Origin of the sequence: Mycoplasma sp. 1018B (assembly GCF_024582675.1) — a bacterium.
Classification (GTDB): Bacteria; Bacillota_I; Bacilli_A; order Mycoplasmatales; family Metamycoplasmataceae; genus Mycoplasmopsis.
On the sequence record NZ_CP102084.1, the window covers coordinates 203,207 to 219,102 of the forward strand.

Annotated in this window: 10 protein-coding genes; all 10 read left to right on the forward strand. The window is 25.8% G+C overall.

Translation table 4 applies throughout. The features are described from left to right. The first annotated feature begins 47 nt into the window (after positions 1-47). The 10 genes from mip (NPA14_RS00900) to mip (NPA14_RS00945) all read left to right on the forward strand — a co-directional run bounded on the left by mip (NPA14_RS00900) (position 48) and on the right by mip (NPA14_RS00945) (position 15,869). Positions 48-2,480 carry an Ig-specific serine endopeptidase MIP gene (gene mip / locus NPA14_RS00900; protein ID WP_257076139.1) on the forward strand — a complete coding sequence of 811 codons (2,433 nt, stop codon included), beginning with the start codon at positions 48-50 and terminating at the stop codon, positions 2,478-2,480. Beyond that, entirely contained in the window at positions 2,480-5,176 is a 2,697-nt protein-coding gene (locus NPA14_RS00905) for a putative immunoglobulin-blocking virulence protein (protein WP_257076140.1), read from the forward strand. The genes mip (NPA14_RS00900) and NPA14_RS00905 overlap by 1 nt, the downstream gene beginning before the upstream one ends. After that, on the forward strand, positions 5,154-6,620 hold the full coding sequence (locus NPA14_RS00910; RefSeq protein WP_257076141.1) for an MSC_0624 family F1-like ATPase-associated membrane protein: 1,467 nt from the start codon (positions 5,154-5,156) through the stop codon (positions 6,618-6,620). The genes NPA14_RS00905 and NPA14_RS00910 overlap by 23 nt, the downstream gene beginning before the upstream one ends. Beyond that, a complete protein-coding gene (locus NPA14_RS00915) occupies positions 6,589-7,119 on the forward strand; it encodes a DUF2714 domain-containing protein (RefSeq protein WP_257076142.1) in 531 nt (176 codons plus the stop codon). The genes NPA14_RS00910 and NPA14_RS00915 overlap by 32 nt, the downstream gene beginning before the upstream one ends. Continuing rightward, positions 7,112-7,996 (forward strand): MSC_0622 family F1-like ATPase gamma subunit, encoded by an 885-nt coding sequence (locus NPA14_RS00920; RefSeq protein WP_191584554.1) that lies wholly within the window; start codon positions 7,112-7,114, stop codon positions 7,994-7,996. Before NPA14_RS00915 ends, NPA14_RS00920 begins: the two co-directional genes overlap by 8 nt. Then, complete coding sequence (locus NPA14_RS00925; RefSeq protein ID WP_257076146.1) at positions 7,996-8,454, forward strand: MSC_0621 family F1-like ATPase epsilon subunit; 459 nt, start codon at positions 7,996-7,998, stop codon at positions 8,452-8,454. The genes NPA14_RS00920 and NPA14_RS00925 overlap by 1 nt, the downstream gene beginning before the upstream one ends. Further along, positions 8,445-10,445 carry an MSC_0620 family F1-like ATPase-associated subunit gene (locus NPA14_RS00930; RefSeq protein WP_257076147.1) on the forward strand — a complete coding sequence of 667 codons (2,001 nt, stop codon included), beginning with the start codon at positions 8,445-8,447 and terminating at the stop codon, positions 10,443-10,445. Before NPA14_RS00925 ends, NPA14_RS00930 begins: the two co-directional genes overlap by 10 nt. Beyond that, on the forward strand, positions 10,445-11,989 hold the full coding sequence (locus NPA14_RS00935; RefSeq protein WP_257076149.1) for an MSC_0619 family F1-like ATPase alpha subunit: 1,545 nt from the start codon (positions 10,445-10,447) through the stop codon (positions 11,987-11,989). Before NPA14_RS00930 ends, NPA14_RS00935 begins: the two co-directional genes overlap by 1 nt. Next, positions 11,989-13,347 carry an MSC_0618 family F1-like ATPase beta subunit gene (locus NPA14_RS00940; protein WP_257076150.1) on the forward strand — a complete coding sequence of 453 codons (1,359 nt, stop codon included), beginning with the start codon at positions 11,989-11,991 and terminating at the stop codon, positions 13,345-13,347. Before NPA14_RS00935 ends, NPA14_RS00940 begins: the two co-directional genes overlap by 1 nt. A gap of 164 nt (positions 13,348-13,511) precedes the next feature. Then, the gene (mip, locus tag NPA14_RS00945) at positions 13,512-15,869 is read left to right on the forward strand and encodes an Ig-specific serine endopeptidase MIP (RefSeq protein WP_257076151.1); all 2,358 of its coding nucleotides are present in this window, start codon (positions 13,512-13,514) and stop codon (positions 15,867-15,869) included. The last annotated feature ends 27 nt before the right edge of the window (positions 15,870-15,896 follow it).

Sequence of the window (15,896 nt, forward strand, 5' to 3'; positions counted from 1 at the left end):
TATCTCAATTAATATAATGTAATTATATTATTGTTGAAAGGAATAAAATGAAAAGAAAATTTAAATTACTATTAACTCTTAATGCTTCAAGCATTTTTGTTTTAACTCCTTTATTTACTGCTTGTGTTAATGATGAAGAAAATATTAAAGAAAAAAAATTTAACGATGTAGATACAAAACCATCAGATTCAAAAAATAAAGATACTTCAAAAGAAAAAAATAAAGATTATGATAACGCTTTGGCAAAAGAAGGTGATAAAGTAGAAGTACAACCTTCAGGGCCAAATTTTTTACCTAATAACACTAATACAGTTAATGCAAGAATTCCTGGAAGACCAGAATTAGTAGATACAGATTATCAAAGTTATAATAGTTTAAGTCCCAATGAAAAAAGCAAAATAGATTTAGAGGCTTACATTAAAGCTCTTAGTGATTTAAATGGTGATTTTAAGACTGTTAATGATTTTATTAAAGTCAATTATCAGGTTCCTTCTTTGAATGATCAATTACAAATTGATCAATATAATGAAAAAGCAAAACAATTGAATTTACCTGATTATCAAAGCTCAATATTAAGAAATTTTTCATTTAAAACTAGCAATGACTATTTATTTTTGAATCCTATAAGAAATTCTACAAAAGCAGCTTATTGAAATTCTCAACCTAATAATAGAGGTTTGCCAAGATATTTACCTAATGAGCTTTATAAAAAAGTTGCATTAGAATCTTTTGCTATCGAATTTTCTAATTCTAATGATTTAATTGAAAAAATTAATCCAAACAATTCTTATCAATTATATAAAGGTACTGCCTGAATTTTAGATTATGAATTAGATGAAAATAATTATCCTACTAAATGATATCTAGCTACTAACGCACACGTTGCTGCTGCTTTTTTGAAAGATTTAAAAACTAATGCAAATACTAATGATCGTTTTACTAATTTTATAGATCAAGAATTAGAATATGAAAAATATGTAAAATTTAAAGCTGTTGTTGATAAAGGTGAAGCTAAGTGAAAAGAAATTAATGATGTATATGATGAACCCATTGAACGTTTATTAAAAGAAAAAAAACATTATTTAGGTTTAAGACAACAAGCAGAAACTGATAATGATCAAACTAAAGTAGCTTATTATCAAAATTTAATGAATAAAATTACGAATGAAGATTTACCTAAACTTTATCAAGAAAAAAATGCAAACGTTAATAAACAATGAGAAGCTTTGGATTTAGAATTTAGAAAAGAATATGATCAAGCTAAAAGACAAATTGATAAAGGTTTTTTAGGAACTACGAAACAAATTTCTTTAACACATTTTAATGAAAATACGCCATTAGATCAATGATTAAATGTTAATGATTTAGCTTACACTGCAGAAAAATTTACATTTAAACCTGAACAAGTTAAATTAATTTATGCTGGTGTAGATTTTCTTAAAACAAGTCCTAAAGATTATGTAGATAATACTTCAGAATTAAGCACTTTAGAAGAATCGGCTGATTTTGCAGTTTTGGAATTTAATTTTAAAAATTCAACGAATAATTATTCTTACACTAAACATACTAGTGATAATAATTATTTTGCTGATGTAAAAGTTCAAAATGCTCAAGAATTAGCTAAAATTGCAACAAGTAATTTTGCTAATTGAAAAAAAGAAGATAAATTTACGTTTTCTTCTAAATCATTAAAAGCAACATATAAAGAGGATGAAAAAGAAATAATTAAAAATGTACCTTTAACTAACGGAACTAAAGCTGATATTCCTAAAATAGATATTAATTTAATAGCTTTAGGATTTCCTTTATCAAATACTGATAATTTCATTGAAAGAAAATATGTTGAAACCGAAGATTATTATGGTAAAAATAGTCAAAGTTTATGAATAAATAAACCTTTTTATATAGCTGAAGGTAAAGAAATACCTAATCGTATATCAACTAAGGAATATGGCAATGGCTTTAATAAAGCCTTAAGTATAAGAAATCATTTAGATATGCCTGGTATTCTTGATTATAGTATTGTTAATCCTCTTATTCATGCTGAAAATAATAAAGGTTATCAATATAACTTTATAAAAGATAATCAATCTTCATACAATAAATATGAATATACAAATTATGGTTTGGGTTATTCTTTAAACTCTTGACAACCGTTAGGAGGAGCTTCTGGTTCAAGCTTAAGAACAATTGATAATAAAATCGTAGGAATTAATTTTGCTACAGCTGATGCAAGTGGAGTTTCTTTAACTACTTATACTCAAGCATTAAGAAGTGAAAAAGATACATATCAAGGTTTTTATGGTAAATATCAACTAGAAGAATATGATCTTATATATGGAGGAGGAGAGAATCAAAGAACTTCATATAGAGAAGCATTAAAATCTCATAATGAAAAGATTAAAACTTGATTATTTCCTAATGGTTTAGAAATTGAAAATATACCAACTGAATTTCGTTTTAATAAGAAGGAAGCATAATGATTAGAGCTAAAAAAATTAAATTATTAATTAATTTTGGTGCTATTAGTATTTTAGGTGTTGCTGGAGCAGTAACGGCTAAAGTTATAACTGATAATAGCAGTGAAAAAGCTAGAGATTTAAATGTTATTATTGCTTCAAGAGGCGATATTTCAACAATTAATACTAAAAATGTTGAAACTAATGATAGCAATTCATCTAATAAAGATAATAATTTAAAAGAATTACCAGAACCACAAAAAGAAACTACAGAAGTGAAACAAGATATTAAAGAGAAAGAAGAAACAAAAGATCCAGAGTCCAAACCAGCGGAACCCGAACCAGCGGAACCCGAACCAGCGGAACCCGAACCAGCGGAACCCGAACCAGCGGAACCCGAACCAGCGGAACCCGAACCAGCGGAACCCGAACCAGCGGAACCCGAACCAGCGGAACCCGAACCAGCGGAACCCGAACCAGCGGAACCCGAACCAGCGGAACCCGAACCAGCGGAACCCGAACCAGCGGAACCCGAACCAGCGGAACCCGAACCAGCGGAACCCGAACCAGCGGAACCCGAACCAGCGGAACCCGAACCAGCGGAACCCGAACCAGCGGAACCCGAACCAGCGGAACCTGATCCTAAACCAATACTAGAACCTAAACCTGAAAATCCGGTTGAAGAACCTATTGAACCAGTTATACCATCTACTAATAATCAAAATGATGAAGAACCAGAAAAACAAAATTCAGGTTCAGAAGAAAAAGATGTTGATGAAAAAGAAGAAGAAACAAAAGTATTTACTGATGTTCCAAAACAGATTGAAAATACTGAACCTCCTAAAGATATAGTAGATGAACCAATTGTAGTTGTTAAACATGAACCTGTTCCAGAACCAGAACCAGAACCAATTCCTCGACCTGAACCTGAGCCTGATCCGGAGCCTATTCCAGAGCCCGAACCTCAGCCAATGCCCAAACCAGAACCCGAATCTAAAAAACCAACAATAGAAGATATGTTGCCTCAAGCTTCAGAAGGTATTGTTAATATAAATAAATTACCTGATTTAGATTTTAGTACACTCAAACCTGTGGAAACTCCTAAAGGTCAATTAAGTGAAATAGACAAAAAAACTATTAGAACAGCAATAAATAATTTAGTAACAATTTCTCAAAATATTCCAGCAAAATTCACACCAGAACAAATTAATGAAATTAATAAATCAATTAATGATATAAGAAAATTAAATGCTTATACAAAAAATGAAGGAGATAATGATTGAAGTTCTTTATTAAATGGTTTAATTGTAAGTGATGGTAGAACTACTGAAGAAAAAGCGAATGCTATCGGCTGACCATATAAAGACAATCGGCACAATTATTCTTTATCATTTAAATTAATGTGAGAAAACTATCAAAAAGATCTTGAAAGTATGTTAGCTAAAGGTATGGTTCCTAGTTTACACTGAGGTTCATTCGGTAATGTTTGAGGTTTTGCTGATCATAGTGATAACGTAGTAAGAAATAAATTAATTGCAGATAATAAAAAAAGATATTTCCCATATGATACTGAATATAAACGTACTTCAGGTACTATTAGAAATTTAGATTATGAAGGTTTTAGTAAACGTGATGTTACTAATACTTTTAGATTTTTAGGAGCAAGTAGTAATAAAGGAATTACTGTTTTAGAATATAATCCTACTTCAGCTTTTGCTAAAAGCAATGTTAATGAAAAAAGAACTATTGCTGTTTTAGATGCAACAAATAAAGAGGGATACAATAGTTTTCTTAAATTCTTATTAGATGCTGAAAAAGCTAGAAAAAAAATTGATGGTATTGTTATAAAAAACATGGGATTATTTGATAAAACTCAAGATTTTAGTGAAATTCTTTCTAAAATGCCAAATAGTATTCAAAAATTAACGCTATTTTTCGAAGGCAAGGACACTTCATCATTAATTGGTTTGAAAGACAAAAAAATTAAAGAAATTGATTTATATAATTCAAGCAATACTATAGCTGATGATTGAGCTATAAATCCTTATGCACTTAAAGGAGTAGAAAATATTACTTTTGATTATAACTATGATATTGGCTTACCAGGCATTCCTGGAAATAATCGTGATATGCCTGGATCAATAGTATTTAATACTTTAAAATTTGATAAAGGTATGACTTTAGATCAAATTAATGAAGGATTAAAAATTGCTTTAAAGGATAGATTTAATGAAAGAATTTTTCAAGGTTCATTTGGTGACGGTTCATGACCAACTTACTTAGATTTTTCAAATATACCAAAAATAAGAAGTTTACAAGGTATGAATTTTTATAATCGTGTTTTTAAGAAATTAACTTTATTTAATAAGACTAATGTTTTCACTGTTGATGCAAAAACGCTTCATTTACAACAATGATCAGCTTTATTAATTAAAGGACCTGATCGTCCTAAGTTAATGTTTGTTTCTCCTCGAAAAGTTGATACACTTTATATACAAGGTAATGCTGTGGATTTAGGCGATAATTGAGGTCCGGAACTTTATGGATTAATTGAATCAGGCAAGGCAGTTTTCAATACTGTATATGTGGACAATCAAGTAATGGCAAATACATTAAATGATTCTCAAGCTTTTACTACTTTTGGTAAAACAGCAATTGTAAAACCAAGCAACTTTGATACTAATGGAGGAAATAGTGAAATCATCTCGTTTGATTAATCCAAAAGTTTTAAGATTCAATTGAGAAAAAGAAAATATTTTAAGAGTTATAGCTTTATCTACTCTGTTTATCTTTGTTGTTATTTTTGGCTTCTTATTTGAATTTGCTATGAAGCATTTAAGTGTTAATTTACTTTCTTATGAAGATTTGTTTAACACTTCTTATACTTTACATAAGGGATCAAATTTCTATGTATTTTATACTGTAATTCTCTTTGGTCTTTTAATAATAATAAGTACTATGAAAAGTTATTTTTTAGTCAATAAAAATAACTTAAAATTTTCTAAATATATTACATGGTATGTTCTTTATAATCTTTATGCTTTAGCTTTATTAGTTTTATTTGCTTTTAGTTTAAATGTTAATTCTAATACACAAGCTAATACCTTATTAAAAAATTCTTTTGTAATTATTCCATTATTGATTATTGATTTAAGTTATGATTTCTTTAGTTTAAGTATGCAAAATAAATACTTTACTTTAGATTTAAGAAAGATTATTTTAGAAATAAGTTATTTATTAATTAAAATTGTTTTAATTGCAATAGGTTTTTATGTTTTACAAGTTTTTTTAGCTGATAAACAAATTACCGCAATATTTATTAATAATTCTTTTATTAATCGTTTACAAAGAATTTTTGTTGTTACACCAATTTATAAAAATTTAATTATATTTGCTTTAATTTTTGTTTTTGCTTTAATGATTGCACATAAATTTTTTGCTAATAAAAATAAAATCTTTAATTCAGTTATAAGAAATAAAATATTAAAACACTTAGTTAAAAACTTTTTAATGTTATTTTTAGCATCGATAATTTTTGCTTTTTATGCTTTATTCAAAACTAAAACAAAAGAATTAATTTTTAAAATTGAAAATAACAATGAATTAATTATTTTTGTTTTAGTAATTTCTTTAATTATTTTATTATCTTTAAGTTTTATCTTTTTAACTATTTTTTCACAAAAATGATTTAATAATTTCGACCAAAAAAAATATTTTATTTTAAATTTATTAATTAATTCTTTTTTACTATTAATTGCAAATTTATTATTAAATTTTCAAAATCGCTTAATAATTAATATTACTTGTTTAACTTTAGTATTTATAAATTATTTAACTCTACTTTTAAAAAATAAATATAAATTAAATTCTTTTGAAAATTTACTTCTTAGTTTTTATCTTATAACGGGTAGTGCAATTTTGATTTTTAGTAATTTATTATATTTAACTACGAATGAAAATAATTATTATTTATTAGTTTGAACACATATTTTTGATATAGCAACCGTATTTGTTTTAGCTTCTTTAGTTATAAGTTTATTAATGGTAATTTCACCAATTATTTATGCTATTTTAACTAAAATAATTAATAATATCATAAATAAAGAAAACATTAAGAAAGGCAAAGAACATGTTCAAAAAGTCCCAAAAAAATCTAACTAAAAGTAAAAAAATAAGCAATAATCAAAAAATTATTCTTGAATTTAATAAAAAGGCTCAAGAATATAAAAACAAAATTTTACAAGAATTTAATAATGTAAAAAATACTAATAATTTTATTGATTATGAACAATTTTGAAATTCTTTTTCTTTAAAATTCAATTATTCTGAAGAAGAATTAAAAAATCATTTATTTACATTATTAAAAAATTTCTTTTTGTCAAAAAAGAATTTAGTTTTGGACCAATTTGTTTTAACTTTTAGTCGTGATCCAAGATTTAATTTGAATGCTTTTGTACCTAAAATAGATTTTAAAGCTAATTCAAATGTTGCTGACATTGATTTAACTTCAAATAATGATGCAATAAAAGCAAATTTAAATACTTTTTTAAACAATTTATTAGATAACAATTTTAAAATTGAGTTTTTAAGAGATTGTATTATCTTTAAAAGTCAATTAGGCTATAAATTATTTATTGGGGAAAAATTTATCGATGAATAAAAAATCTATTGAAACTAGATATAATTCCTTGAAAAAAATTTATAAAATTGTTGAATCTAACAAAAATATTACTCTAGTTAATTTATTAAAACTTTCTAGATCAATTAGTTTTTATTTAGATCGTATGAATTATTCTAAATACATAATTGAAGAAGTTTTAAAAAAATTTAGTGCTGATCAATCTACTTTAAATAAAAAAAATAATCTAATTTCTTTTACTAAATTAAAAACTTTATGAGTTTATATTAGTGAAGAGGAAAAATATAGTACTAATTCATATCAAAAACATGAAAAACATTTAGTTAATGTTATTGATAAAAATAATGATCAAATTATTGTAATTGGTGAAAGAGCAATTAGATTTGCACAAAAACATAATTATCACATATTATTTAGTTACAAACAAAATGAAATTACTTATTTAAGTCAAATTCTACCTAAAATTATTATTAATAGTTTTCAAACTCAAGATTTTGTTAATTTAAATGTTATAATTAATTCTTCAAAAATCAAACAAAAACATATTCAATTATTGCCTATTTACGAAAATAATTTTGTTTTAGAACATCATCAATCTTCATCTTTATTTAAATCAAATTTATCTTCTCATAAAATAGGACAGAATTTAGATGAATTTATCAATTCTGAATTAGAATCATATTTAATTTTTGCTTTATATACTTTATTAACTGAATCAGCATTAATTTACGAAAAATATAAATTGGTTGCACAAAATAGTACTTTAAATGACCTTGAAGAAAAAATTAAATTTCAAAAAAGAACTTTATTGAAAGCTAAAAGAGAAAAAGAAATTGAAGAAATTTCTATTCTATCTAAGAAAAAAGATTTATTACATGAAAAAGGCGGACAAAAATAATGATTCAATTAAATCTTTTATCTGCTAACAATATTCAAACAACAGTAAAAGCAACTGATTTTAAAGTTAATTTTAATTTAAATGATAAATGAAATAAAATTGAAAATAATGCTTTATTAAGTTTTCAAAATGTTTTATGCTCTTTAACTTATAATAAAAAAGAATATTTTATCTTCTTTGATTCATTATTAATTCAAAGTAATAAAGGTCAAATAAATTTATATTACAATCAAGAATATTTTGTTTATGAACAAAATGATAAAAATAAAAATGAATTAAAAAAACTTAATCAAGAATATAGTAAATTGAAAAAAGACATTCTTTTAAAAACATTTCAAATTAATGATAATAATAACGCAAGCAATATTGCTAATTTACTAATTTTAAAACAAAAAGCTTATCGTTTAAAAGCTCAAATTTATTTCTCTCTTTTCGCATGTGAGGAACCATGAAAATAAAAAAACTTTTATCTTTTGCCCCTATTGTTAGTACTATTCCAATTGTTTTTGCTTTATCAGCAGAAACAGATAATAATTCTGAAAGTAATAGTAATAATGAAAATGTTCCTAAAGAAAAAACTGATTTTGCAGCAGCAAAAGAAAAACAAAAACAAATAATATCAGAGAGATTACCTGAAATATTAAATAATGCTATTAAAAATATTGATTTAGAAATAGCAGAATTAGAGAGAAAAAACGAAGCAGAACCCAATGTTGAAAATTTAGTAAAAATAGCTTATCAAAAGAAAGTCATTCAATATTTGACTAATAATAAAGAAAAAATGGTTGCTGATCCTTTGGAAAATGGATTAAATTTTATTTTTGATGATCTTTTATTTAGTCCTTCTTATTATTTTGCTAATGTTGAATATTTAGAAAATCCCTATGATAATGTAATGATTGGTCAAAATAATCCTTTAGATTATGCTAAAACTAAGGATATAGATAAAAACAGTAAAATTGATTATGGAGAAGAAAAAAAACTTACTGAAAATAATTTAACTCAAGAAGAAATTTTATTGCAGCATGGAACTTATTTAACTAATTTTGCAAATGATTGAAAAACTATTTTTGTAAATGAAAATGATTTTCCTAGTTATGAAAATAATCAAAAAAGATTCGAAGTTAAAGAAGATGGTTCAATAGAACTATTACCTCCAGAAGGTTATGACAATTTTGATAGTTTTATTGCAAATAATATTAACAAAAGATCATTAGAGTTTGATTTAAAACAAAATAAAGAATTCAATGAACCGGAAGAAATGCCACAACCTCCAATTCCACCTATTTTACCAATAGATCCAGAACCTGTTGAAGGTATTGAAATTGATGTGGCTCAAGAAAATGTACCGCGACTAAGTCCTATTTTAAGAGCTGATTATTTATTAGATAGTAATGAAAATCTAATTAATTTATTAAAAACTAATAGTAATATTTTTAATCAAGATGCAATTTTCTTTTTTAATCCTATTTTACAAAGTATTAGTTATCGTGTTATTGAATTAACAGAAGATCAAAATGGTAATTTACTCGCAACAATTCAACTAACAAATAATGCCAATAACACACAAACCACTTATGAAAAAACAATAACTAAATATAATGACAGTAAATATGTACAATCATTAGAAGTTGCTTCTAATGCAATAAATCAAATGATGCAATATTATTACAATGCTTTGAATATTAAAGCCGACTTAGATTTAAGCGTTTTAGGCAATCGTAATTTATCAATAGCAGTTTTTAATCAAATTTTTCTAGCTATACAAACAATTAATTCATCTCAATTTAAAATTTTACAAGATGCATTAATTCAAAATCAAAAAAACAATACAACTATTAAAGCTAATAATGAAACTTTTACTAATGAATTAACAAATGAAAATTTAATTAGTTTAATGGCGGATTTATTTACTAATTCTATTCATAATCAAACTATTTCTCGTTTATCATACTTTAGTTATTTAACAAGTACTTATCGAGAAATTTATAACAATTACTTAAAACAATTAAAAGATGTTCAATTAAATGAACTTATTACTAAAAATTTTGCTTTATTAAATTTAAATATTGAAAATTTAAATAAAGCAATTAATTCTTTACCACTTTTAATTCTTGATTTAGATCGCATTAATAGTGAAAATAATTTTGATCAAGAACAATTTAAAGCTTTTACTACTAAATTAGCATTATTACAACAACAATTTTTAAATTTAGCAGTTTTAACACAAAATAAAACTTTAGATCAAGATAATTTAGAACAAGAAAGTTCACAATATTTAAAAGCTTATAATGATTTAATTATCAAACAAAATTTAACATCAAATGCTACAAGCACTACTACTTTAATTACTTTAGGTGTTGTCATTGCCGTTTTAATTGTTAGTGTGATTACATTAAGCATTATGAATTCAACTACTAAAAAACAAAAAAATAAAGGAATTAAATAATGGAAAATAAATTATATATTTCAGCTGTTTATGATTATGTTGTTGAAATAAGCGGCAAAAGTTCTTTTAAACAAAATGAACTTTATCATTTAGCTAATAATAAAGATGCTATTTTAATGGTTATTTCTGCTAGTGAAGATAAAGCTTTTTGTTTAATTAAATTAAATCAAGAAGATTATAAAATTGGTTCTGAAGTTGTTAATGCAACTAATAGTAATCAAACTATTGAAACTACTAATGATTATTTTGGCAAAATTATTGATATTTATGGCAAAATATTACATCCGCAAGAATTTATTAATTTAAATTTGATTAATTTTCTTCCCCAAAAAAGTCATATTTTTAATGTAAATAATCATTTAATGACTTATTTACCTTTAGAAGAACAATTAAATACTGGTTATTCATTAATCGATTTACTTATACCTATTGGTAAAGGACAAAGAGAATTAATTATTGGTGATAGAAAAACAGGTAAATCGTTTATAGCTTTAAATACTATTATTAATCAAAAAAATAAAAACGTAAAATGTATTTATGTAGCAATTGGTCAAAATCAAAATGAAATTGCTAATGTTTATGCTTTATTAAAAGAACATGATGCACATAAATATACTATTGTAATCAATGCTCCAAGTGAAAAACCATATGAACAATATTTAGCTCCATACATAGCAATGGCTCATGCTGAAAATTTATCTTATGAAAATGATGTTTTAATTGTCTTTGATGATTTAACTAAACATGCAAATATTTATAGAGAAATTGCTTTATTAATTAATAAACCAGTAGGCAAAGAAGCCTTTCCCGGTGATATGTTTTATGCTCATGCGAGATTATTAGAAAGAAGTGGTAAATTTAAAAATCGTAAATCAATTACTGCTTTACCAATATTACAAACAGTAGATAATGATATTACTTCTTTAATTGCTTCAAACGTTATTTCTATAACTGATGGACAAATTGTAACTAATAGTGAATTATTTGCTTTAAATAAATATCCTGCTATTGATGTTAATTTATCTGTTTCTCGTATTGGTGGAGCTGTACAAAATAAATTAATGAACAGTACTGCTAAAACTATTGGTAAGCTTTATAGAGCTTTTAAAAAACAAGCTAAATTAGTAGCAGTTAAGTATGACTTAAATGATGATATTAATGCTTTAATGTTAAGTGGTGAACAAATAGAAAAAATGTTTAACCAAAAAGGTGTTACCTCATATAACGAAAAACATATGTTCTTAGTAGCTAAATTAATTGAATGAAACATTTTAAATGCTCTAAATGATCAAGATATTTGGATGGCAATTAATTTTTTAGTAGAATATGAAAAAATTAATGCAGAATGTGCTAAGGTAGTTAACGAATTAATTAATGATCAAGTCAAGGATCAAAACTTAGTAAAAGAATATTTTGCTTATTTATTAAGTAAATATGCTCTTAAATACAAACTTAATTGAAAAATCAATGCTAAAAAAGTCTTTGCAATAGTTAATGAAAAAAACTTTGATGCAATACATGCTAAATTAGTAGGAGAAAAATAATGAGTGCTAAAATTTCGAAAATTTGATCAGATGTTATTGAAGTAACATTTAAAAATCAAGAACTACCAGCTATTAACACTTTATTAAAATCTGCTAATGGTTCGTATTTATTAGTTAAAAAAGTTATTGATAATAACACTTTATTAGCTGTTATAGTTGACTTAAAAGATAATTTAGCTATTAATGAAGAAATAACTGCTTTAAATCATTCATTCCTAGTGCCAGTAGGTAACAAATCTAAAGGTTACATTTATGATATTTTAGGTAATAATTTAAACCATCCTGAAAAACAAGATGTAACTAAAGTAGAAATGAATTCTACTATTAAAACTAATACTAACTATACTAAAAAACAACAACTTTTGGTTACTGGTATTAAAGCTATTGACTTTTTTGTACCTATTTTTGATGGTGATAAAATTGGTATTTTTGGTGGAGCTGGTGTTGGTAAAACTGTTTTAATGAAAGAAATTATTTTTAATCTTTCAAAACAAAAAGAAAATACTTCAGCTATTTTCATAGGTTCTGGTGAACGTTCAAGAGAAGCTATTGAACTATACAATGATTTAACTGAATCAAATTTAATGCATAATTCAACTATGTATATTTCAAGAATGAACGAAAATCCAGGTGCACGTATGAGTATTGTACCGGTTGGTATTACTGCAGCTGAATATTTAAGAGATAACAATAAAGAAAACGTATTATTATTTATTGACAATATTTTCCGTTTCTTACAAGCTGGTAATGAAGTTGCTGCTTCTTTAGATAAAAAACCATCAATTGGTGGTTATCAAGCTACTTTAAATACAGAAATTTCACAAGCAGAACAAAGACTTTTTAGTAATGAAAATGGTTCTATTACTTCATTTCAAACTGTCTTTTTACCAATGGATGATTTATCTGATCCTTCTGCCGTTGCTGTATTTAATCACCTTAATTCATCACTTGTGTTATCACGTGAAATTAGTGCTAAAAATATTTTTCCAGCTTTTGATCCACTTGTTTCAACTTCAAATAATGTTAACCCAGAATTTATTGGACAACGTCACTACAACGCAATTTTAGAAACTAAGTATATTTTGCAAAAATATAAAGAAATTGAAGATGTTATGCTTATTTTAGGTTTTGATGAATTAGATGATGAGTCAAAAACTATTGTTAAAAAAGCTTTACAATTACAAAATTTCTTCTCACAAAATTTCTTTATGACTGAACACTTTACTTTAAGAAGTGGTGTGTTTGTGTCACTAGAAGATACTATTTCTTCAGTAGAGAGAATTCTTAAAGGCGAATTTTTAGAACTAAATCCTGAAAAATTTTCTTACATTGCTTCAGTAGACGAAATTAAAAAATAATAGTGCAAAAAGTTCACTTTTTGAACTTTTTTGCTTATTTAGAGACTTAATATTTTATCTTTTGTTTACTTTAAAAACTTTTAATTCTTTAAAGAATTATACTTTAGATATAAGGATAAATTAAAAGCTAGATTTTAGAAAATTGTTTTCTAAAAGGAGATCAAATGAAAAGCAAATTAAAAAAACTCTTTTTGAGTAATGTTATTTTACTTAGCGCACTAACTCCCTTAGCTGCAGCATGCAATGGTAATACAACTAATACACCAAGCGATCCTAATCAACCTCCGATAGCTGATCCAGGTGAACCAGTTACACCTGAACCGAGCTTTCCAACTTTCCCCGGTACAGGAGGAGGATCAAGTAGCACTACTCACGGTAGAATTCCTGGTAAACCTGATTTAGCAGAGCAAGATATTAATGCTTATAACAGACTTTCAGCAGAAGAAAGAAATAAAGTCGATTTAGAAGGATATGTTAAAGCTTTAGAAGATTTGCGTGGAGAATTTAATGATTTACAAAAGAGATTAAACGAACGTTATGAATTACCAATTTTAAGTGAAAGTCAAATAAAAGAATATAACAAAAAAGCACAAGCTGCTGGTCAACCTGATTATAAGAGCGCTATTTTACGTAATTTCTCAGTAGTTAATAAAGATAATTATCTTTACATTAATCCAATTAGAAACTCAACAAAAGCAGCTTACTGAAATTCAGTGCCTGGTAATAGAGGTATACCTAGATATTTACCAAATGAAATTTATAAAAAAGTAGCTTTACAAACTTTTGCTATTGAATTTAGTAATGTTAATGAAGAAATGGCTAAAGTTCAAGGTGGTCAAAAATATAGTTCTTTAACTTATAAAGGTACTGCTTGAATTCTTGATTATGAATTAGATGATAGTGGATATCCAACAAAATGATACTTAGCAACAAATGCTCACGTTGCAGCCGCATTAATGAAAAAAGAAAACGATGGTTCAAGATTTACTAACATTGTTGATGAAGAAGCTGAAGTACAACGTTATCAAAAAGCAAAAGCAGCTTTTGATGCTGGTGAAAAAAAATGAAAAGAATTAACTAAACCATATCAAGAAAAAATTGAACATTTATATAGAGAAAAAAATAAATATATTGGTTTAAAGCAAAAAGCTGAAACAAATGGTGAAACTGCTAAAGCTAAGAAATATGAAGATTTAATTAAAAAAATTGAAGATGTTGAATTACCAGCAGCTTATCAAAAACAAAATGCAAATGCTACTATTGAATGAAATAAACTAGACTTGCAATTTAGAATTAATTATGATAAAGCAGCTAAAGATTTAAAAGCGGGCTTTTTAGGTTCAACTAAAATAGTTTCTTTATCACACTTTAACGAAAACACTCCTTTAAAGCAATGATTAAGAACTAATGCTATTGCTCCTACAGTAGAAAAAGTTCATTTATCACCTGATCAAGTGAAATTAATTTATGCCGGAGTTGATTTCTTAAAAACTAGCCCTAAAGATTATGTAGATCCTTCTTCGCCAATAAGTAAAATTGAAGAATCAGCGGATTTTGCTGTTTTAGAAATTAATTTCAAAAAAACAGATGATAATGATTATAAATATGTAAAAAATACAGGTACTGGTGATTTCTTTGAAGAAAAATCAATTGAAAATGCTCAAGCATTAGCTAAATTAATGACATCTGGTTATGCAGAATGAGACAAACAAGAACAAATAAGCTTTATTAGTAAATCGCTTAAAGAAACTTATGAGGAAGATGCAAAAGCAACAATAAGTGATGTAACTTTAACTAACGATAGAAAAATTACTTTGCCTAAAAGTAATTTAAATTTAATTTCAGTAGGTTTTCCTATTTCTTCAACTGATGGTTATATAACACCTACTTATAATCAAACCGAAGATTTATTAGAAAAATCAAGTCAAAGTTTATGAATTAATAAACCAATTTATATTGGCGAAGGTAGAGAAGAAACTGGTAGAGTTTCAACTAAAGAATATGGCGGAGGATTTAATAGAACTCTAGGTATTAGAACCTTTTTAAATATGCCTGGTATTACAGATTATACTATAGCAAGTCCATTAATACGTTCTGAAAGTAATGAAGGTTATGTATATAACTACATTAAAGACACTGAATCATCATATGAAGGTAATCAATATACCAATTACGGTTTAGGATATTCACTTAATTCATGACAACCTTTAGGTGGAGCTTCAGGTTCTAGTGTAAGAACTATAGATAATAAAATAGTAGGTATTAACTTCGCTACAGCAGATGGAGCTGGAGTATCATTAACAGCATATACTCAAGCTTTCAGAAGCGAAGGAGAAACTTATAATGATTTCTACGGTAAATACAAATTAGAAGCTTATGACTTAATTTACGGTGGTGGCCCAAATCAAAGAACATCATATCGTCAAGCTTTAGAATCATTAAATAAAGATATTAAAACCGCTTTATTCCCTAATGGAGTAAGCGAAGATCAAATTCCACAAGAATTTAGATTTAATAAGTAATTTTACTTATTTAAAAAATAATACAAT